The sequence below is a fragment of the Lentzea sp. NBC_00516 genome (assembly GCF_036346835.1).
GTDB classification, from domain to species: domain Bacteria; phylum Actinomycetota; class Actinomycetes; order Mycobacteriales; family Pseudonocardiaceae; genus Lentzea; species Lentzea sokolovensis.
On the sequence record NZ_CP107840.1, the window covers coordinates 403,826 to 421,783 of the forward strand.

Sequence of the window (17,958 nt, forward strand, 5' to 3'; positions counted from 1 at the left end):
GACCGCGTCAGAGTGTGGCGATCTTCACCGCCTTCGCCATCGCCTCGAACCCCTTGTCACCGGGGTGCAGGTGGTCGCCCTGGTCGTACTCCGGCTTGATCCGCTGCGGGTCGGCAGGGTCACGGATCACCTTGTCGAAGTCCACGACCGCGTCGAAGTCGGAACTGGTGCGGATGAACGAGTTCACGCTCTGCCGGACCTGTTCCAGTTCCTCGGTGTAGCTGTTCCAGCCCTTGAACGGCGTGATCGTCGCGCCGATCACCCGCAAGCCGCGGTCGTGCGAACGCTGTGCGATCTGCTTCAGCGCGGCGATGATCTTGGCGGGGTCGGTCTCGTGCGGGGTTTGCTGGATGTCGTTGATGCCCTCGAACACGATCACCGAGCGGACGCCGGACTGGGTGAGCACGTCGCGGTTCAGCCTGGCCAGGGCGTTGGGGCCGGCCGAACCGCCGTCGAGCAGGAGGCGGTTGCCGCTGATGCCCGCGTTCAGCACGCCCAGGCGGGTGTTCACGCGGTCGGCGAGCTGGTCCGGCCAGCGCAGGTTCGCGCCCCAGGTCGAGTTCGCGCCGTCGGTGATCGAGTCGCCGAGTGCCACGACGCTGCCCTGCAACGTGGAGGTCCGCACGTCGACGCCGGAGACGTAGTGCCAGTTCGTGGTGCGTTCGCGGTAGGCGGCGGCGGACTCGTCGGCCGTGTGGTTGCCGTCGCGGGTGAAGTACGAGTTCTGCATCGTGAGCTGGTGGTGCGTGACCGGGCCGCCGGGCTCGGGCGTGTAGACGCTCACCAGCAGGTCCGAGTCGGCGGGGACGTTGAGCGCCACGCCGTCGCTGATCACGTCGGCGCCGGGCGGGGCCGTGATCGACTGGGAGCCACCGAACGTCAGCGTGCGCATGGTTCCGGCCAACGCCAGCGGCGTGTCCGGACCGGCCGCGCGGGCGACCGTGACCTGCCCGAAGACGGCCGGGGTGCGGCCGTAGGCGTTGGAGAGCCGCACGCGGATCTCCTTGCCTCCGGCGCTGACGTGCACGATGTTGCGCAACGAGAAGTTCGGATAGCCGTTCTCGGTGCCGGGGACCGCGGAGGACGGCGCGGTCGCCCACGTGCCGACCCATCTGAGCGGTGCGGCCTGTGCGGGAGAGGCCACGGCCACGAGCAACGCCACTGCCAGCAGAAAGCGCGTCATGTCCTCGACCTTGGCAGCGCTCTCACCAAGACGGTATCCGCCGATCTGCGGGTCTAGGCTGCGTCTCGTGTGGAACGGGGCGGAGTACCAGCAGAGATTCGACGCACTGGCCGAGGCGGGGATGGACGTGCACGGCGAGGCAACTTTCGTGCGCGCGTTCGGACCGACCGCCGTGCTGGACGCCGGATGTGGCACGGGACGGGTCGCGATCGAGCTCGCCCGGCACGGCATCGAGGTGGTCGGGGCGGACGTCGACGAGTCGATGCTGGCCCACGCGCGCGAACTGGCGCCGGACATCACGTGGGTGCGGTCCGACCTGGCCGAACTCGACCTCGGGCGCACGTTCGACGTGGTCGTCATGGCGGGCAACGTGCCGCTGTTCACCGCGCCTGGCACCCAGGACGCGCTCGTCGCGGGGGTGGCGCGGCACGTCGGCCGGTTCCTGGTCGCCGGGTTCAGCCTGAACCGCGGGTACACGGTCGAGCAGTACGACGAGCACTGCGCCCAGGCCGGACTGACGCTGGCCGAGCGGTTCGCCACCTGGGACCGGGAGGAGTTCCGCGGCGGCGACTACGCGGTATCGGTGCACATGTCTTGATTGGGCCAGAACTCTTCTCTTGCGTCCGCCTCACGGTGTAGGTCTGGTTGATCTACTACCAGGGGGATGCATGCGTTTACTGGGAGCGATCGCCGTCACCGCGCTGGTGCTGAGCGGGCAGACCGCTGTGGCGGCGCCGGCGGTGGTGCAGCCCGACCCGTTGCTGGCCTTCCTGGCGGATCCGGGCGCGGTCGACCTGGCCAAGGCGGCCAAGGCCCGTGAGGCGAAGACCAGGGCACGGGTCCTCACGGCTGCTGCGCCGGGCTACACCTACGCCGAACGTGAGCCGGCATCGGCACGGGGACGCAACGACAGTCCGTGGACCGCCGAGTCCACGGACTTCCGCCGGCACCGCGCCGCGCTGTTCACGGGCTCGCTGGCCGCGGACCCGACCATGCCGGTCGTCGCCGAGTTCGCCGAACCCAACGACAGCGCGCAGACCGCGAGCGACTCGGGCGTCGGTACGACCCACCGCGCGATCAGGACGACCGGCAAGATCACCGGTGCGGACCAGGACTTCTACCGGTTGCGCGGCAACGGTCACACGACCTTCGACACCCGCACCGAGGGCAGCGACCTCGACACGGTGCTGACGGTGTTCGACGCGGCGGGCAAGGAGATCGCGGCCAACGACACGGTCGGCGTCAGCACCGATGCCCGCCTGGAGGTCGAGCTGGCCGCGGGCGTGGACTTCTTCGTCCGCGTCACCGGCGGCCTGAACACCTCCGGCGCCTACGAACTGACGATCGCGGCGGGCGAAGGCAAGGGGGACGAGGACTTCTTCGCCGTCGACCTGAAAGCGGGCGACGTGATCGGCGCGTCCGTCGCGGGTGCCGCGCGCAAGGTCGCCGTGCACGACAGCAGGGGCCGCGAGGTGATGGGCTCCCGGCAGGACTTCTCCGGCGTCTACCCGAAGGAGAACCCGTTGCCCGGCGGCGGAAACGCGGTCGCCGACTTCCTGGCACCGCGCGACGGCCGTTACCACGTCGGCGTCGAGGACGGCACCGGCCGCTACCAGCTGACGGTCCAGGCGTTCCGGCCCGGCAGCGAGAAAGCCGGACCGCAGACCGTGTTCGTGGACTTCGACGGCGCTCTCGTCGACACGACGGTGTGGGGCCCGCCGGGGGAGAAGCAGCTGTCGCCGTTGTCGAAGTTCCTCGCGAACTGGGGCCTGACCGCGGCCGACGAGAAGCGCGTCGTGACCGTCGCGGTCGACACGATCCGCGAGAACCTGGCGCTGCACGGCAACTTCGGCGTGAAGCTGCTCAACAGCCGCGACCACGCCGACCCGTGGGGCCGGAAGAACGTCAGCAGGCTCGTCATCGGCGGCACGATCGCGGAGTCCGGGGTGGAGACGGTGGCGATCGCGCAGTCCATCGACCCCGGCAACTTCGGGCACGAGGAGACCGCGATGGTCCAGCTCGACCTGCTGAGCGCTCCCGCGGGCCCGCCAGTCTCGCTCAACACCTACATCACGCCGCAGAGCGACAAGGTCCTGTTCGTCGGCCGCGCGCTGGGCAACATTGCGGCGCACGAGCTGGGACACCTCTCCGGTTCGTGGCACCAGCACCAGTTCAACGAGCACGACACCCTCATGGACCAGGGCGGCAACCCGAAGGCGATGTTCGCCGTCGGCGCCGACGCCGTCGGTGGCAACGCCGACGACACGGACATCGACTTCGGCGAGGACGTGTTCGTGCCGAACGAGGGCTTCACCGGCATCGAGGACGCGGCGACGCGCACGAAGTGGGGCTACAGCCGGGGGTAGGCCTGAGATGCCGCCTCGACGAAGTCGAGGGTGAGCGGATCGTCCTTGATCCACGCGATCACGACGGGACTGGGCGGCATGTCGGTCAACGGCACCACGACCAGCTCGCCCAGGTCGTGACCGAGCGGCGCCAGCCCCACGGAACCGTTCCACAGCACGGATTGCACGCACTCCTGGACGGCGCGGACCGTCGGGCCGCTGCGCGGTTCGCCGCCGTTCCAGTAGTTCCGCCAGATCTCGTCGGTGCCGTCCGGGAACTGGAACCAGTCGCGCTCGGCCAGATCCGCGGTGGTGATCCGGTCGCGAGCGGCGAGCGGATCATCGGCACGCAGCACCGCGCCGACCGGATCCTCACGCAGGACAAGTGTTTTCAGGCCGCTCTCGTCGAACGGGCCGCGCGTCAGTGCGACGTCGACCTGGCCGGTGCGCAGGCCGCAGGTCGGGTCGGTCAGGTCCGTCTCGCGGACGCGGATCTCGACGTGCGGGTGCTTGCGCCGGAACGCCTCGGCGAGCCTGGCGGCGCCGTGGTCGCCCATCATGCCGACGGTGATGGTGGTCCGCGCGAGCTTGGCGCGGATGCGGCCGGCGTGGTCGAGCAGGATCTTCGCCTCGGCCAGCAGGACGTGGCCCGCGTCGGTCAGCGTGACGCCGGCGGGGGAGCGGTCCAGCAGGGTGACGCCGAGGTCGTGCTCCAGGTGCTTGATCGCCCGGCTCAGCGGCGGCTGGCTCAGGTGGAGTCGCTGCGCGGCGCGGCCGAAGTGCAACTCCTCGGCGACCGCGACGAAGTACCGCAGGGTCCGCAGCTCCATGATCAGGCACGATACTCGCGCGGTATCGGGTGTGCGCAGACGGTCTTGGACGCGCGCCCCACTCCGCGGGTGGAGTGGGGGCATGAACCTTCCTGACCCCGCCGTCCACGTCTCCGGTGCCGTCGAGGTGGCCGCCGACGTGCTGGTGATCCCCAACGAGCACGTCAGCCTGGTGCCCAACATCGGGATCATCGGCGGCACCGAGGCGATCCTCGTCGTGGACACCGGCCTCGGCCTCGTCAACGCCACCGAGGTGCTCACGTTCGCGGACAAGATCGCGAACGGACGGCGGATCCACCTGACGACGACCCACTTCCACCCCGAGCACGCGTTCGGCGCGTCCGTGTTCGAAAGCTCCTACCTGGTGAACCGGGCACAGGCGGATGACCTGCGGCGCAAGGGATCCGGATACCTGGAGCAGTTCCGCGGGTTCGGCGGGACGATCGCCGAACGGCTGGCCGGCGTCGAGGTGCCGGTGCCGGACGAGGTGTTCGACGGCACCCGAGCGCTCGACCTCGGCGGCCGGACGGTGCTGCTCAGGCCGACCGGACGCGGCCACACGCTGGGGGACCAGGTGATCGAGGTGCCGGACGCGGGCGTGCTCTTCACCGGCGACCTGGCCGAGACCGGGCAGTTCGCGATCTTCCCGTGGTTCCCGCCGCACGACACCGACGTCTCCGGCCTCGCGTGGATCGACGTGATGGACGGGCTGATCGCCGGTGAGCCGCGGGTCGTCGTGCCAGGACACGGATCGGTCGGTGACATCCAGGTGCTGCAAGGAGTCCGGGACTACTTGGGGGAGTTGCGGGACGAGACGTGGCGGCGCCGCGACTCCGCGATGGCACTCGACGACATCGTGGCCGAGGTGCGGGCGGTGCTGATCGAACGGCACCCGGACTGGGCCGGGCAGGAATGGATCGAACCCGGGGTGGGCTGCCTCTGCGCTGAGTAGTCTCGATCTTGTGGAGCTGCTCGAGTGCGGTCACGCGGCCGTCACCGGTCCATCACGCGTCTGCGAACACATGCTCGTGGAGGAGTCTCCGGACTTCTACCGCGTGCTCACGGGTTCCGGTGTGCGGTACGACGTGGTGTGCGCGGAGTGCGTCGAGAAGCCGCTGCTGACCGTCTGCGAGGGGTGTGCGGAGCGAGCGGAGGACTGGGGTGACAGCCTCGGCTGGAAGGGAACTCCCGAGATCCGGCTGGAGGACCGCTTCGTGGCGGGCACCGTGCGCTCGGAGTCCTGGGACGTGCAGCCGCTCAATGGTCGCTGCCTGGCGCCACTGCCACGCGGCTGGCTCGCACTGACCGAGTCGGGATTGGTGGATCAGGCCGGGTTCACGTGCGAGGTGGTGTTGCCGGTCGCCCACGGCAAGAAGCCTCTGCTCGCACTGCACACGTCGGCTGACGGCCGCTATGCCGCCGTGGGCGTGGACTACGGGTCTCAGGCCATCGTCCTCGACCTGAGCACCAAGGCCGTGGTGCTGGAGGTGGACCGCGGTGCTTATCACGTCGAGTGGACGCCGTATCCGATCGCGTTCCTGCCGGGAGACAGGGTGGTCGCGGCGACGAAGTGGAACCGGCTCGACGTCTTCGCACTGCCGTCCGGTGAGCTGCTGACGGACCGGGAGTCGGAGGGGCCGTTCTTCCACGGACGCCTCACCCCGAGTCCCGGCGGCCGGTGGGTGCTCAACGATCGCTGGGTGTGGGGTCCTGCCGGTCTGCCGCACGTCGTGGACCTGGAGGCGGGACTGCGAGACGGCGGTGTGCAGCTGGCCCAGCGCTGGTACGCCTGGGATCAGCCGGTCGCCTGGGTGTCGGACGACGTCGTGGCCGTCCAGCGGCTCGGCGAGGACGACGAGTTGATGATCGACGGCGTCGGCCTCTACGCAATGCCGGCCGGACGGCGCGTCGGTGCGTTCGCTGGACCCGCCGGCCTGATGTGGGGCCACAAAGGACTGCTGTACGTCGTTGGCGCGGAAGGGCTGGAGGTCTGGGACTCCGAACGCGGCGCGCGAATCGGCCTGGTGCAAGGGTTCCGGCCCATCGCGCACCGCGACGGCACGTTCGTCTCCATCAACGATGGTGTGCTCGATAGCTTCAGTGTTGACTAAATGAAGTCCTCGCCGAGGCGCGCGCGGATGACCTTCTTCGGCACGCACATCGTCCAAGCGCCGATGACGAGCTCCGTCATCTCCTCGACGTCCAGCTCGGCCATCGAGGCGTGCGCCCACTGGAAGCGCATGTCGGACTCGCTCGGGAACGCGAACTTCACGGGGTCGCTCGCGACGAGCGCCTCCCGTTCCTCGCGCGGGTAGCCGAAGCCCAGCACCGTCTCGTCGCGGGAGAGGGCGGCGTAGACGATCTGGCCCACGCGGAACTTCACGCGGTCGCGGATGAGGTGTTCGGTGGTGCGCGGCAGCGTCAGTGCCACGGCGCGAATGTCGGCGACGGTGACCATCGGTCCATTCTGCCGGACACGCTCGGTGAATGGAGTCACTTCAGGCAAATTCGGCAAACCGCCGCCAATCGGACAATAGTGATCAAGAACGACCTCGTTCTTCAATTCTTGCGGCCGTCTCAATTCGAATTTGCAAGCACAACAAAACTCCCTCGAAAGCCCTTGTTGCAATGGACTTGCAGGCGCTTTGACCTGCATTGACGCACTTCCGGAAGCTGAAGCACTTCAGTGCCGCCCTGATTGTGGTGACGGGAACATTTCCGGCCGATGAGAGCGCGAACACACTCCACTTCCCCATTTCACCCGATCGGGTGAAAAGTGGCGTCATGAACATCAAGCGGTCCCTTCCGGCTCTTCTTCCGCTCGTGCTCACCGCGACCTTCTTCGCGAGTGGCGCGGCCGAGTCGGCGACACCGAAGCAGAGCCCGGTGAACGTCACGCCCCACGCGATCCGGTTCGACCCGCACGCGCCCAAGCTCGACGTGTCCTACGGGCACTCCGCGCTGGAGCTGAAGTACATCCAGAAGGACGCGGCCAACCCCGCCGGGTGCACGACCCGCGACCACGAGGAGACGGAGGAGGCGGAGGTCGAGCCAGGGGCGGGCCACGTCACCGTCGCCGGCACCAGATACGACCTGGTGCAGTTCCACTTCCACACGCCGTCCGAGCACCAGTTCGGCGGCCGCAACACCCCGCTCGAGATGCACCTCGTGCACCGCAGCGCCGAGGGCAAGCTGCTGGTGGTCGGCGTGCCGCTGGTCGTCGGCTCGCACTCCGTCGTGGACGACGTGCTGGCCAGGCTCTCGCCCGAGTGCGGTGCGCCGGTCGACATCGCGCCCATCGACCTCAACCGGTTGCTGCCCTCGGGTCACCACACGCTGCACTACACCGGTTCGCTCACCACGGCGCCGTTCACCGAGGGCGTCGAGTGGTACCTGACCGGCGAGCAGCACGTGTCGGCCGCGACCATCGCGCGCTTCAAGGGCCTGTTCACCGCGGGCAACGCCCGTGCGACGCAGCCGCTCAACGGCCGGACGATCGTGGACGTCCCGCGCATCTGAGTCGGTTCTGAACCTGAAGGCCGGTCCCTGGTGGGGCCGGCCTTCGGCGCGTCCGGGGCGCGTGACGAGCTTCACCGATACAGAAGTCGCCTGCAATTGCCCGCGTATGCAACTATTGCTCGCGCGGACAACCTACGACTTCAAGGACTGTGTGACATGCCTGTCGCTCTGCTCGCCCTCGCGATCAGCGCCTTCGCCATCGGCACGACCGAGTTCGTGATCATGGGACTGCTGCCGGAGGTGGCCACTGACCTCGGCGTTTCCATTCCGGGCGCGGGGCTGCTGATCTCCGGTTACGCGCTCGGTGTCGTGATCGGCGCGCCGTTGCTGACCGTTCTCGGCGGACGCCTGCCGCGCAAGAAGATGCTGCTCGGCCTGATGGTGCTGTTCATCGCGGGCAACCTGGTCTCAGCGATGGCCGACACCTACGGCGTGCTGATGAGCGGGCGCGTGATTGCGGCGCTGGCGCACGGCGCGTTCTTCGGCGTCGGCTCGGTCGTCGCCGCTGACCTCGTGGCGCCGCAGCGCAGGGCGAGCGCCATCGCGTTGATGTTCACCGGTCTGACCGTGGCGAACGTTCTGGGCGTGCCGATGGGCACGGCGCTCGGTCAGGCGCTGGGCTGGCGTTCGACGTTCTGGGCCGTGACGGTGCTCGGCGTGATCGGGCTGCTCGGCATCGTGTTCCTCGTGCCGCGGCAACAGGCCCAGGGCGGCAACCTCCGCAGCGAACTCGCCGTGTTCCGCAACCCGCAGGTGTGGCTCGCACTGCTGATGACCACGTTCGGTTTCGCGGGTGTCTTCGCGTCGTTCACCTACATCGCGCCGATGATGACCGAGGTCGCGGGCTTCTCGTCGGGCGCCGTGACGTGGCTGCTGGTGCTGTTCGGGGTCGGCCTGTTCGCGGGCAACCTGCTGGGCGGCAAGGCGGCGGACCGTTCGGTCATGAAGAGCACCATCTTCATCCTGATCGCGCTGGCCGCGATCCTCACCGCGTTCGTGTTCACCGCGCACTCGCCCGTGCTGGCCGCGATCACCATCGTGCTGTTCGGCGCTGCCGGGTTCGCCACGGTGCCGCCGTTGCAGATGCGCGTCATGCAGACCGCGGAAGGTGCGCCGGCCCTCGCCAGCGCGGCGAACATCGCGGCGTTCAACCTCGGCAACGCAGGTGGTGCGTGGCTCGGGGGTCTCGCCATCGAGCGTGGCCTCGGCTACACCGCGCCGAACTGGATCGGGGCGCTGCTCGCGGTCGGCGGTCTCGCGGTCGCGATCGTGTCGGTATTCCTCGATCGGCGTGTGAGGAGTGGCACCGGCTCTGAGTCTTTTGAAGCGCTTCAGAAGACCCGTAAAATCGATGCGGTAGCTAACTAAGTCCGCTGCTCACGAGCCATGGGGAAGCCTTGAACACCACCCGCGCCATGACCGCTCTCGCGCTCGGCGGGTTCGGCATCGGTACGACCGAGTTTGCGACCATGGGACTGCTGCCGCAGATCGCGGAGACGTTCGGCATCCCCGACTACCAGGCCGGCCACGCGATCAGCCTGTACGCCGCCGGTGTCGTCGTCGGCGCGCCGCTGATCGCGGTGCTCGGCGCCAAGCTCCCGCGCAAGGGCATGCTGATCAGCCTGATGCTCGCGGTCGCCCTGGGCAACGGGCTGTCGGCCGCCGCGCAGAACGAGACGCTGCTGCTCCTCGCGCGGTTCGTCGCCGGACTGCCGCACGGCGCGTTCTTCGGCATCGCGGCCGTTGTCGCCGCCACGCTCGTTGCTCCCGAACGGCGCGGCACGGCCGTCGCACGCGTGATGGTCGGACTGACCGTGGCGAACCTCGTCGGCGTGCCGCTCGCAACGGCCGCGGGCCAGCAGATCGGCTGGCGCACGGCGTACCTGGCGGTGGCGGTCATCGCGCTCATCACGGCGGCGGCGATCGCGGCGTGGGTGCCGCTGGTGCCCAAGGTCGAGGGCGCGTCGATGAAGGGCGAGGTCCGCGCGTTCGGCCGCCCGACGGTGTGGTTCGCGATCTTCACCGGCATGATCGGCTTCGGCGGCATGTTCGCCGTCTACTCCTACGTCGCCCCACTGACCACCGAGGTCGCCGGGCTGTCCTCGAGCGCGGTGCCGTGGATCCTCGCGGTGTTCGGGCTCGGCATGACCCTCGGCGCGACGTTCGGCGGCCGGTTCGTGGACAGGTCCGTGACGCGCTCGGTGTTCGGCGGCCTGATCACGGTCACCGTGATCCTGGTGCTGTTCGGGCTCACCGCGAGCATCCCGGTGTTCCTGTTCGTCTTGCTGTTCCTGCTGGGTTTCACCATCCAGATCCTCGCGGCGGCCCTGCAGGTCCGGTTGATGGACACCTCCCCGGACGCGCCGTCGCTCGCGGCCTCGTCCAACCACTCCTCGCTCAACGTCGCGAACGGCGCGGGCGCGTGGCTCGGTGGCCTGGCCATCGCGGCGGGCTGGGGCTACACCTCGACGGCGTGGGTCGGCGTGGCGCTGTCGGTGGCCGGTCTGGCGATCGCGGTGGCGTCGGTGCTCTACGAACGGCGCGCCTTCCGGCGCGAGACCACGAACCAGACGATGGCGATGGCCAGCGCGGCCAGCACCACCGTCGAGACCCAGCCCAGGTAGCGGTCGACGAGCTCGTAGTTGTCGCCCAGCGCGTACCCGGCGAGGATCAGCGCGGTGTTCCACACGAGGCTGCCCGCCGCGGTGTAGAGCGTGAACTTCACGATCGGCATCCCGGACACCCCGGCGGGGATGGAGACCAGGCTCCGCACGACCGGCACCATCCGCCCGATGAACACGGCCTTGTTGCCGTGCTTGTCGAACCACGCGTCGGCCTTGTCCACATCGGACGAGGTGACGAACGGGATCTTGTCCGCGACCTTGCGCAGCCGTTCCAGCCCGAGCCACGCGCCCAGGCCGTACAGCACGAGAGCGCCGACGACCGATCCCGCCGTCGTCCACAGGATCGCGGCGACCAGCGAGATCCTGCCCTGACCGGCGGTGAACCCGGCCAGCGGCAGGATCACCTCGCTCGGCACGGGCGGGAAGACGTTCTCCAGCGCGACCGCGAGACCCGCTCCGGGCGAGCCCAGCGCCTCCATCAACCGGGTGATCCACTCCATGGTTGTCGAATTACCCGTTTTGCCCCGGCCCTCAACCCTCGGGTGGAGACGGATCTCCACCCTGGCTACAGCGCTGGGTCCACGCGCTGACCTGCGCGAATTCCTAGCGTTGACGGCATGAACACAACCGTGGAGATCGTCCTCATCGCCGCCGCGATCATCTTCGTGATGGCCCGCAGGCTGCTGGGAGAACCCGCCGTCGGCAAACGCCTGTTGCTGCTCCCGGCGATCCTGGGCGTGATCGGACTGACGCAGACGTCGGTGGGCTCGGTCAGCGCGCTGGCGTTCCTGCTCGTCAGCGCCGCGCTCAGTGTCGTGTTCGGGCTGCTGCGTGGACTGACCATCCGCACGTACGAGCGGAACGGCATCGTGATGCTGCGCTACACGGCCATGACGATCGCGCTCTGGGTGGTGAGCATCGCCGCGAGGATCGCTGTCGGGTTCTTAATGGCGCCCGGCGGGGCGCAGGCGGGCAACGGCCTGATGCTCGTGGTCGGTGCCGGCCTGCTGGCCGAGGGGCTGGTCGTCATGAACAAGGCTTTGAGGGTGCGCGGGCAGGTCGTGTGGTCGAAGGGTCGCAACGGTGCTCCACACCGCACTTCGGCGTTCCTCGACTCCTGGCAGGAGAAGGTCCACGGAACCCGGCATGATTCATCCCGATGAGGTTCGCCGAAGAGCTGTTCCGGCCGTTGGTCACGCTGGTGATCGCCGTGATCACGGTGGTCCAGCTGATCGTGCGCCCACCACAACTGCCAGAGCTGACCTGGGCGCTGACCGTCGTCGCGATCATCGCGGCTATCGCGTCCGTGTTCGTGCCGGACCAGGTGTCGCAGCGCGTGCCGGTCGCGTTGGCAGCGGTGTTCGTGCTGGTGAGCGCCCCGTTGTTCGCGTTGGCGCCGGCCACTGCGGGCGTGGCGTTCGTCTTCCTCGCGACCGGCACCGCAGGGCGTGGGCTCGAGTCCCGTCAGGTCGCTGTCGCCCTCGCAGTATCCGGGTCCGTACTGGCGATGGTGTCGACCTGGGTGGCGGAGGCGTTGGGTGTAGCTGACGTCCCGCCGTGGTGGCTGTGTCTCACCGCGGGGCTGCCGGTGTTCTTCGGCTTGATACGTCGGGAACGCCTCGCGGTGGCCGCGGCCGCCGAGTACACGGCGGTGCTGGAGGAACGCGGCCGCATCGCCCGCGAGATCCACGACGTCGTCGGACATTCGTTGTCCGGCATCGCCGTGCAACTGGACATGGCCGACGCCCTGCACGGCGCCGGTAAGACCACCGAGGCGAACGAGGCCGTGCTGCGCGCACGGGCGTTGGCCGTGTCCGGGCTGAAGGAGACTCGTCGCGCGGTGCACGCGTTGCGGGAGAGCACTTTGCCGCTGTCCGAGTCCATCGCACGGCTTGCGGAGTCGCACGGCGCGGTGTTCCACGTCTCCGGCGAGGGCTCGGTGAGCGTGGAGATCGCGCAGGCCGTCATCCGTGCCGCTCAGGAAGCACTGACCAACGCCCACAAGCACGCGCCAGGGGCCGACGTGACACTGCTGCTGGAGTACGAATCCTCGGCGATCAGGCTGACCGTGACCGACGACGGCACGGAACGCCGGCAGGGGAGCGGGATGGGGCTGAACGGCATGCGGGAGCGGGCTGCTTTGCTGGGCGGGACGCTGTTCGCCGGGCCGGACGGTCCGGGATGGACGGTCAGGATGGAGCTGCCCCGATGATCAGGCTGTTGATCGTGGACGACCAGGCCGCCTTGCGCGACGGGCTCGCGGTCATGCTCGACCTCGACCCGGACATCACGGTCGTCGGCACCGCGTCCAACGGCCAGGAAGCCGTTGCGGCCGTGGGAGAACTGGCTCCCGAGGTGGTGCTGATGGACCTGAACATGCCGGTTGTGGGCGGCGCCGAGGCCACCCGCGTGCTGCGGCAGTCGCATCCCGAGCTGCCGGTCGTCGTGCTGACGACGTTCGACGACGACGAGTCGATCCTGGAGGCGTTGCGCGCGGGTGCTCGTGGCTACCTGACCAAGGACGCCGACCGGGCCACGATCATCCAGGCCGTGCGCGGTGCTCACGCCGGCAACGCGATCCTCGACCCCTCGGTGCAGATGCGGCTGCTCGACCTCGCGAGCCGCAGGCCCGTCGAACAGCCCGGCATCGACCTCACGGTGCGCGAGCGCGAGGTGCTCGACCTGATCGGCGAAGGCCTGCGCAACGGCGAGATCGCCCGGCGGCTGTTCATCAGCGAGGCCACCGTGAAGACGCACATCAACAACCTGTTCGCCAAAGCCGGCCTGCACTCGCGCGCCGACGCGGTCCGGCTGGCCCTCAAGCTCCGATGAATCTTGTCAATCGTAGGCAATTCTAGTCACTTTTGTTGACAACGCAGGTCGAGACCTCCTACCTTCGGTGCTGCCGCCAGGAAGGAAGCTCGATGAAAATCGCACTGACGGCCGCCGCGCTGATGCTGGTCACCGTCTCTCCCGCCCACGCGGCACCCGCGTGGAGCCCGAACCCCGCGACCGACGGCCTCAAGGCGTTCGAGGGCATCGAGGTCGACCGGGGCAACAAGTTCCCCGACCGCAAGGGCAAGTACATCGTCGTCCAGGGCGACGCCTACCGGTTCAACATCTGGAAGAACGACCGCGACACCACCGGCGGCGGCGACCGTCAGCGCACCGAGTCCAAGGGCATGGTGTCGGGCGGCAACGCGCTCAAGATGAAGAACGGCGAGACGTGGGTCATCTCGTACGAGATGTACATGCCGTCATCGCTGCACGGCACGAGCAAGTTCACGCACATCTTCCAAACCAAGACGCCCAGCACCAACGGCGGCCCGTGGACGACGCTGTCCCTGAGTCGCAGCGGTAGCACCGAGACGATCCGAGCGCGCGCGTTCAGCACGTCCGGCGCCCCGGACATCGCCGCCACGAACCTGGCCCCGCTGCGCGACAAGTGGGTCACCGTCGAGTGGACGATCACGCCCGGTTCCAACGGCACGGTCGGTTTCGTGCTGCGGGGCGGCACGGGGGCGAACGCGCCGATCGCGGTGCAGGGCAAGCGTTCCGGCGTGAAGATCCCGGACGAGGGCGACTACGTGCGGCCCAAGTGGGGCATCTACCGCTCGGTCGAGAGCGCGTCGTCGGACATCCTCGACACCTACATCAACTTCCGGAAATTTTCGGCTACCAAGAAGTAGGACGTAGTCCCGGTGGCCCGCTGAACGCGACCAGGTCTACCGTTGACTGCCTTCACTTCTGGAGGTCAGACGGTGCGAGGCGCGATCGCGGCGGGCCACCCGCTCACCGCACAGGCGGGCGCGGCGCTGCTGCGCGCCGGTGGGAACGCCGTGGACGCGGCCGTCGCGGCGATGCTGACGTCGTGCGTCACCGAGCCGTTGCTGACCGGGCTCGGTTCCGCGGGGTACATGATGATCGCGCCGGCAGGGGAAACCCCTGTGCTGCTGGACTTCTCGGCCGTGGCGCCGGGACGCGGGCAGACCGGCGAACGCGCGCCGCTCACCCCCATCACCGTCCACTTCGGCGACGCGCAGCAGGAATTCCACGTGGGACCGTCCTCGGTGGCCGCGTACGGGATGCCCGCCGGTGCCGCGAAAGCCGCCACCTACGGTCGCGCGCCGTTGCACGAACTCGTGGCCACGGCGGCGATGCACGCCCGTGAAGGTCATCGCGTCAACCGGTACCAGGCCTACGTGACGTCGTTGCTGCTGCCGCTCGCCCACAGCGCGGGCCTCAACGCCTTCGAGGAAGGCGAACTGCTCGTCCAGCCCGAACTCGCCGAGGCGCTGGACCGGCTGGGCAGCGACGGCGCGGCGCCGTTCTACACCGGCGACATCGCGGGCGCGGTCGCCGACTGGATCACCTCCCACGGCGGTGACCTCGGCAAGGCGGACCTCAACGCGTACGAAGCCGTGCAACGCGAGCCGTTGCACGTGAGGCATCGCGGCCGTGACATCCACACGAACCCGCCACCCGCGGCGGGCGGTGCGTTGCTCACGCAGATGCTGGAAGCGTTGCCGGACAACCCGTCGCAGCAGGACCTCATCCGCGCGCTCGCCACCCCGAAGACGCACCTGAACCGCCTGGGCTCCACCACGCACATCTCCGTGCTCGACGCGGACGGCACGGCCTGCTCGGTCACGACGACGAACGGCGCGGGCTCCGGGATCTCGATCGCCGGCGTGCACCTGAACAACATGATGGGGGAGGAGGACCTGTCGCCGGACGGGTTCTTCAGCCACGCGCCCGGCGACCGGTTGCCGTCGATGATGGCGCCGACCGTGGTCACCAGGCACGGTCAGGCCGAACTCGTGCTCGGCAGCGCCGGGTCGAGCCGGATCTGCGGCGCGATCCTGCAGGTGCTCGTGAACGTCCTGGACCGCGGCATGCCCGCCCAGGACGCCGTCGACGCGCCCCGTATGCACCTGAGCGGAGACCACCTCCACGTCGAACCGGGAATTCGACCGGAAAGTGAACTCCCGGTCACTCGATTCCGCGCTCCGAACATGTTCTTCGGTGGCTGCCAGGTGGTCGAAATGACCGGATCAGGCCTGCTCAGGGGTGGTGCAGATCACCGTCGCGACGGTGCGATCGTCGTCGTGTGAGAGATTGACCGCATCATGGGATATCAAGTTTCCTGATTGACCGGTCAAAGAGCACGATTACGGGGTGACGGCACTACGCGAGAGAACATCCTCGCCGCTCCTGTCCCGTACTTTCCTCCAACTCTCCGTCATCAGCGTCGTGTCGGGCGTGTCGATGGCGTTCGCGCTGCCGTTCGGCTCGCTGTTCCTCACGAGCGAGATCAAGGTCTCGCCGTTCCAGCTCGGCTTCTTCCTGATCGTGAGCCCGCTCGCGTCGGTGGTCGCCAGCACGATCATGGGCAGGCTGTCCGACGGTCGCGTGCAACGCCGGTACTTGCTCGCCGTGGGCGGTATCGCCGGCGCGATCGGCTACGGGCTGTTCGCCGTGTCGCGCGACTACTGGTTCCTGCTCGGCACGTCCGTGGTGTTCATCGCGATCACGTCGTCGTTGCTGCCGCAGCTCTTCGCGTACGGCCGTCAGGTCTCCCGAGGACCGTCGATGGTCGTCAGCGTGCTGCGCACGTTGCTCTCGGTCGCGTGGGTCGCCGGACCGCCGGTGGCCGCGCTGCTCGTCGCGAAGACCGGGTGGATCGGGCTCTTCGCCTCCACCGCCGTGCTGCAACTCGGTGTCGCGGTGCTCGCGCTCACGCTTCCGGTGCCGCCCGCTCAGACCGAGGAGCAGGCCGAGGAAGAAGAAGCGGCAGGACCGGCGCGCGGCAACATGATGGTCGTGTCCGCCGCTTTCCTGTTCCTGCAGGGGGCCGTGGCGCTCGCGGTGAGCGGCCTGCCGTTGTTCGTCACGACCGAGCTCGGGGGAACGGCCGGTGACGCCGGACTCGCGATGGGGCTGTGCGCGGCGCTGGAGATCCCGATGATGCTGTGGTTCGGGTCGCTCGCGAACCGGATGTCGCAGCACAAACTCGTGCTCATCGGCGCGGTGATCGCGTTGAGCTATCACGGCCTGATGGTGTTCACCGACTCGATCTGGCAGGTGATGGCCGCGCAGCTGCTGCACGCCACCGTCATCTCGTTGATCATGGGCGTGGGCATCACGTACTTCCAGAGCCTCGACCCCGGCCGTCCCGGCCACGCCACGACGATGTTCAGCAACACCCAGATCGTCGGCGGCATGGTCGCGGGCGCGTTGCTCGGCGTGTCCCAGCAGCTGGGGTTCCGCTGGGTCTACGGCTTCAGCCTCGCGATGTCCGTGTTCGGCCTCGCGCTGCTTGTGGTCGCGGGCAGGCTCACTGCACCGTCGAGGCGGTGACCTTCGGCTTCTCCCCGACGCCGAGGTAGAAGATCCCCTTGATGGTCTCGAAACCGAGGCTCGGGTTGCGGCGCAACGTGGAGCCCTCGACCGACATCGAGCCCGACTTGTCGTTGCTGACGAAGAACACCGCCCCGCCACCCTCGTTGGCCTGGTTGTCCTCGATCAGCGTGCCGGCGAGACGCAGCGTGAACGTGTTGCCGTCGTTGTAGATCGCGCCACCGCTGCCGCCACCCGGCGTGCCACCGCGCGCGGGGTTGGCGCCGCGGCCGATGGCCTTGTTGTTCTTCATGAGGCTGTTGAGCACCACGAACGACGCGCCGATGCTGCTCAGCGCTCCGCCGTTGGAGCACACCCCGCCCTCGAAGGTGCTGTTCACGACGTAGATCGGCGCCTTCTGGGCCCAGTCGGTCACGCGGATCGCGGCGCCGCCGAGATCGGGACCGTTGGCGTCGCACCTGTTGTTCGCGAAGCGGGAGTTCACGACCTTGAGCTGACCGCCGAGCACCATGATCGCGCCGCCGCCACCGCCCTCGGTCTTGTCACCGGTCGAGTTGCCGTCGGCGAGGGTGATGTTCTGGACCACCAGCCTCGGCCCGTTCTGGTCGAGCACCCGGCGCTGTCCCTGGCCGCTCAACGTGATCCGGCCACCGCCGTCGAGCACGGTCCTCGTCCGGACCTTCGCGGTCGCGGCCATCGGGATGACGTGCGGCTGGGCACCGCAGTCGAACGTGACGACCCCGCCGGCGGCGACCGCGTCGACCACGGCCTGCGACGTGCAGGACGCGGGCGTGCCGGTGCCGATCACGCGGGTGGGCTTGGAGGTGTCCTCGGCGGCGGCTTCGGCCGGCACGGCGGCGGTGCCGGCCGGGTTGCCGAACTTCGCGACAGGAGGAGGCGGTGGCGGAGGAGCAGGCGGGGGAACGGCACTGCTGCTGCTCGAAGGTGGCGCCGTCGTCACGACGGTGACGGTCTGGGACGTCGATGTCAGAGGTAACTGGGGTCCCGCGACGGGGGAACCGGGGATCGCCGTGCCGCAACCCGCCACGAGGGCGGCAAGCAGCACGACGGCCTGTCTACCTGAGGGCATGGCGGGC

Annotated in this window: 18 protein-coding genes; 13 read left to right on the top strand and 5 right to left on the bottom strand. The window is 68.7% G+C overall.

The genetic code is table 11. The features are described from left to right. Positions 1–7: 7 nt before the first annotated feature. Positions 8–1,183 (bottom strand): SGNH/GDSL hydrolase family protein, encoded by a 1,176-nt coding sequence (locus OG205_RS01900; protein ID WP_330274470.1) that lies wholly within the window; start codon positions 1,181–1,183, stop codon positions 8–10. A gap of 67 nt (positions 1,184–1,250) precedes the next feature. On the opposite strand from OG205_RS01900, the gene OG205_RS01905 reads away from it, so the two are divergent. After that, complete coding sequence (locus OG205_RS01905; RefSeq protein WP_330274471.1) at positions 1,251–1,781, top strand: class I SAM-dependent methyltransferase; 531 nt, start codon at positions 1,251–1,253, stop codon at positions 1,779–1,781. A 70-nt stretch (positions 1,782–1,851) separates the two neighbouring features. After that, a complete protein-coding gene (locus tag OG205_RS01910) occupies positions 1,852–3,549 on the top strand; it encodes a hypothetical protein (RefSeq protein WP_330274472.1) in 1,698 nt (565 codons plus the stop codon). Here OG205_RS01910 and OG205_RS01915 read toward each other — a convergent pair. After that, the gene (locus OG205_RS01915) at positions 3,534–4,358 is read right to left on the bottom strand and encodes a LysR family transcriptional regulator (protein ID WP_330274473.1); all 825 of its coding nucleotides are present in this window, start codon (positions 4,356–4,358) and stop codon (positions 3,534–3,536) included. The genes OG205_RS01910 and OG205_RS01915 overlap by 16 nt on opposite strands. An 82-nt stretch (positions 4,359–4,440) precedes the next feature. On the opposite strand from OG205_RS01915, the gene OG205_RS01920 reads away from it, so the two are divergent. Then, positions 4,441–5,310: an MBL fold metallo-hydrolase gene (locus OG205_RS01920; RefSeq protein WP_330274474.1), complete on the top strand. Its 870-nt coding sequence runs from the start codon at positions 4,441–4,443 to the stop codon at positions 5,308–5,310. Positions 5,311–5,320: 10 nt separating this feature from the next. Continuing rightward, positions 5,321–6,469, top strand: a complete 1,149-nt coding sequence (locus tag OG205_RS01925) for a hypothetical protein (protein WP_330274475.1) — start codon at positions 5,321–5,323, stop codon at positions 6,467–6,469. On the opposite strand, the gene OG205_RS01930 is transcribed toward OG205_RS01925, so the two are convergent. Then, positions 6,466–6,816, bottom strand: a complete 351-nt coding sequence (locus tag OG205_RS01930) for an MmcQ/YjbR family DNA-binding protein (RefSeq protein ID WP_330274476.1) — start codon at positions 6,814–6,816, stop codon at positions 6,466–6,468. The two genes, OG205_RS01925 and OG205_RS01930, sit on opposite strands and share 4 nt — an antisense overlap. Positions 6,817–7,142: 326 nt before the next feature. Here OG205_RS01930 and OG205_RS01935 point away from each other — a divergent pair, with 326 nt between their 5' ends. From OG205_RS01935 to OG205_RS01945, 3 genes are all read left to right on the top strand, one after another. After that, complete coding sequence (locus OG205_RS01935) at positions 7,143–7,877, top strand: carbonic anhydrase family protein (RefSeq protein ID WP_330274477.1); 735 nt, start codon at positions 7,143–7,145, stop codon at positions 7,875–7,877. Positions 7,878–8,033: 156 nt separating this feature from the next. After that, positions 8,034–9,245: an MFS transporter gene (locus OG205_RS01940; protein ID WP_330274478.1), complete on the top strand. Its 1,212-nt coding sequence runs from the start codon at positions 8,034–8,036 to the stop codon at positions 9,243–9,245. A gap of 29 nt (positions 9,246–9,274) precedes the next feature. After that, positions 9,275–10,501 carry an MFS transporter gene (locus OG205_RS01945; protein WP_330274479.1) on the top strand — a complete coding sequence of 409 codons (1,227 nt, stop codon included), beginning with the start codon at positions 9,275–9,277 and terminating at the stop codon, positions 10,499–10,501. On the opposite strand, the gene OG205_RS01950 is transcribed toward OG205_RS01945, so the two are convergent. Next, the gene (locus OG205_RS01950) at positions 10,408–11,001 is read right to left on the bottom strand and encodes a DedA family protein (RefSeq protein WP_330274480.1); all 594 of its coding nucleotides are present in this window, start codon (positions 10,999–11,001) and stop codon (positions 10,408–10,410) included. The genes OG205_RS01945 and OG205_RS01950 overlap by 94 nt on opposite strands. Positions 11,002–11,118: 117 nt before the next feature. Between OG205_RS01950 and OG205_RS01955 the strand changes: the two genes are divergently transcribed. The 6 genes from OG205_RS01955 (at position 11,119) to OG205_RS01980 (ending at position 16,861) form a co-directional block, all read left to right on the top strand. Beyond that, positions 11,119–11,664 (top strand): DUF1453 domain-containing protein, encoded by a 546-nt coding sequence (locus tag OG205_RS01955; protein WP_330274481.1) that lies wholly within the window; start codon positions 11,119–11,121, stop codon positions 11,662–11,664. Further along, on the top strand, positions 11,661–12,713 hold the full coding sequence (locus OG205_RS01960; RefSeq protein WP_330274482.1) for a sensor histidine kinase: 1,053 nt from the start codon (positions 11,661–11,663) through the stop codon (positions 12,711–12,713). The genes OG205_RS01955 and OG205_RS01960 overlap by 4 nt, the downstream gene beginning before the upstream one ends. Further along, positions 12,710–13,333, top strand: a complete 624-nt coding sequence (locus OG205_RS01965) for a response regulator transcription factor (protein ID WP_330274483.1) — start codon at positions 12,710–12,712, stop codon at positions 13,331–13,333. The genes OG205_RS01960 and OG205_RS01965 overlap by 4 nt, the downstream gene beginning before the upstream one ends. Before the next feature lie 92 nt (positions 13,334–13,425). Continuing rightward, positions 13,426–14,190 (top strand): hypothetical protein, encoded by a 765-nt coding sequence (locus tag OG205_RS01970; protein ID WP_330274484.1) that lies wholly within the window; start codon positions 13,426–13,428, stop codon positions 14,188–14,190. 72 nt (positions 14,191–14,262) lie between these two features. Then, positions 14,263–15,615, top strand: a complete 1,353-nt coding sequence (locus OG205_RS01975; RefSeq protein WP_330274485.1) for a gamma-glutamyltransferase — start codon at positions 14,263–14,265, stop codon at positions 15,613–15,615. Between the two features lie 64 nt (positions 15,616–15,679). Next, positions 15,680–16,861 carry a sugar efflux transporter gene (locus tag OG205_RS01980; RefSeq protein ID WP_330274486.1) on the top strand — a complete coding sequence of 394 codons (1,182 nt, stop codon included), beginning with the start codon at positions 15,680–15,682 and terminating at the stop codon, positions 16,859–16,861. Here OG205_RS01980 and OG205_RS01985 read toward each other — a convergent pair. Beyond that, on the bottom strand, positions 16,839–17,951 hold the full coding sequence (locus OG205_RS01985) for a hypothetical protein (protein WP_330274487.1): 1,113 nt from the start codon (positions 17,949–17,951) through the stop codon (positions 16,839–16,841). The two genes, OG205_RS01980 and OG205_RS01985, sit on opposite strands and share 23 nt — an antisense overlap. Between the last annotated feature and the right edge of the window lie 7 nt (positions 17,952–17,958).

Bases quoted from the DNA above. Each gene is read 5' to 3' on its own strand.
- OG205_RS01900 (WP_330274470.1), bottom strand. From the start codon at position 1,183: ATGACGCGCTTTCTGCTGGCAGTGGCGTTGCTCGTGGCCGTGGCCTCT.
- OG205_RS01910 (WP_330274472.1), top strand. From the start codon at position 1,852: ATGCGTTTACTGGGAGCGATCGCCGTCACCGCGCTGGTGCTGAGCGGG.
- OG205_RS01915 (WP_330274473.1), bottom strand. From the start codon at position 4,358: ATGGAGCTGCGGACCCTGCGGTACTTCGTCGCGGTCGCCGAGGAGTTG.
- OG205_RS01920 (WP_330274474.1), top strand. From the start codon at position 4,441: ATGAACCTTCCTGACCCCGCCGTCCACGTCTCCGGTGCCGTCGAGGTG.
- OG205_RS01930 (WP_330274476.1), bottom strand. From the start codon at position 6,816: ATGGTCACCGTCGCCGACATTCGCGCCGTGGCACTGACGCTGCCGCGC.
- OG205_RS01935 (WP_330274477.1), top strand. From the start codon at position 7,143: ATGAACATCAAGCGGTCCCTTCCGGCTCTTCTTCCGCTCGTGCTCACC.
- OG205_RS01940 (WP_330274478.1), top strand. From the start codon at position 8,034: ATGCCTGTCGCTCTGCTCGCCCTCGCGATCAGCGCCTTCGCCATCGGC.
- OG205_RS01950 (WP_330274480.1), bottom strand. From the start codon at position 11,001: ATGGAGTGGATCACCCGGTTGATGGAGGCGCTGGGCTCGCCCGGAGCG.
- OG205_RS01955 (WP_330274481.1), top strand. From the start codon at position 11,119: ATGAACACAACCGTGGAGATCGTCCTCATCGCCGCCGCGATCATCTTC.
- OG205_RS01960 (WP_330274482.1), top strand. From the start codon at position 11,661: ATGAGGTTCGCCGAAGAGCTGTTCCGGCCGTTGGTCACGCTGGTGATC.
- OG205_RS01965 (WP_330274483.1), top strand. From the start codon at position 12,710: ATGATCAGGCTGTTGATCGTGGACGACCAGGCCGCCTTGCGCGACGGG.
- OG205_RS01970 (WP_330274484.1), top strand. From the start codon at position 13,426: ATGAAAATCGCACTGACGGCCGCCGCGCTGATGCTGGTCACCGTCTCT.
- OG205_RS01985 (WP_330274487.1), bottom strand. From the start codon at position 17,951: ATGCCCTCAGGTAGACAGGCCGTCGTGCTGCTTGCCGCCCTCGTGGCG.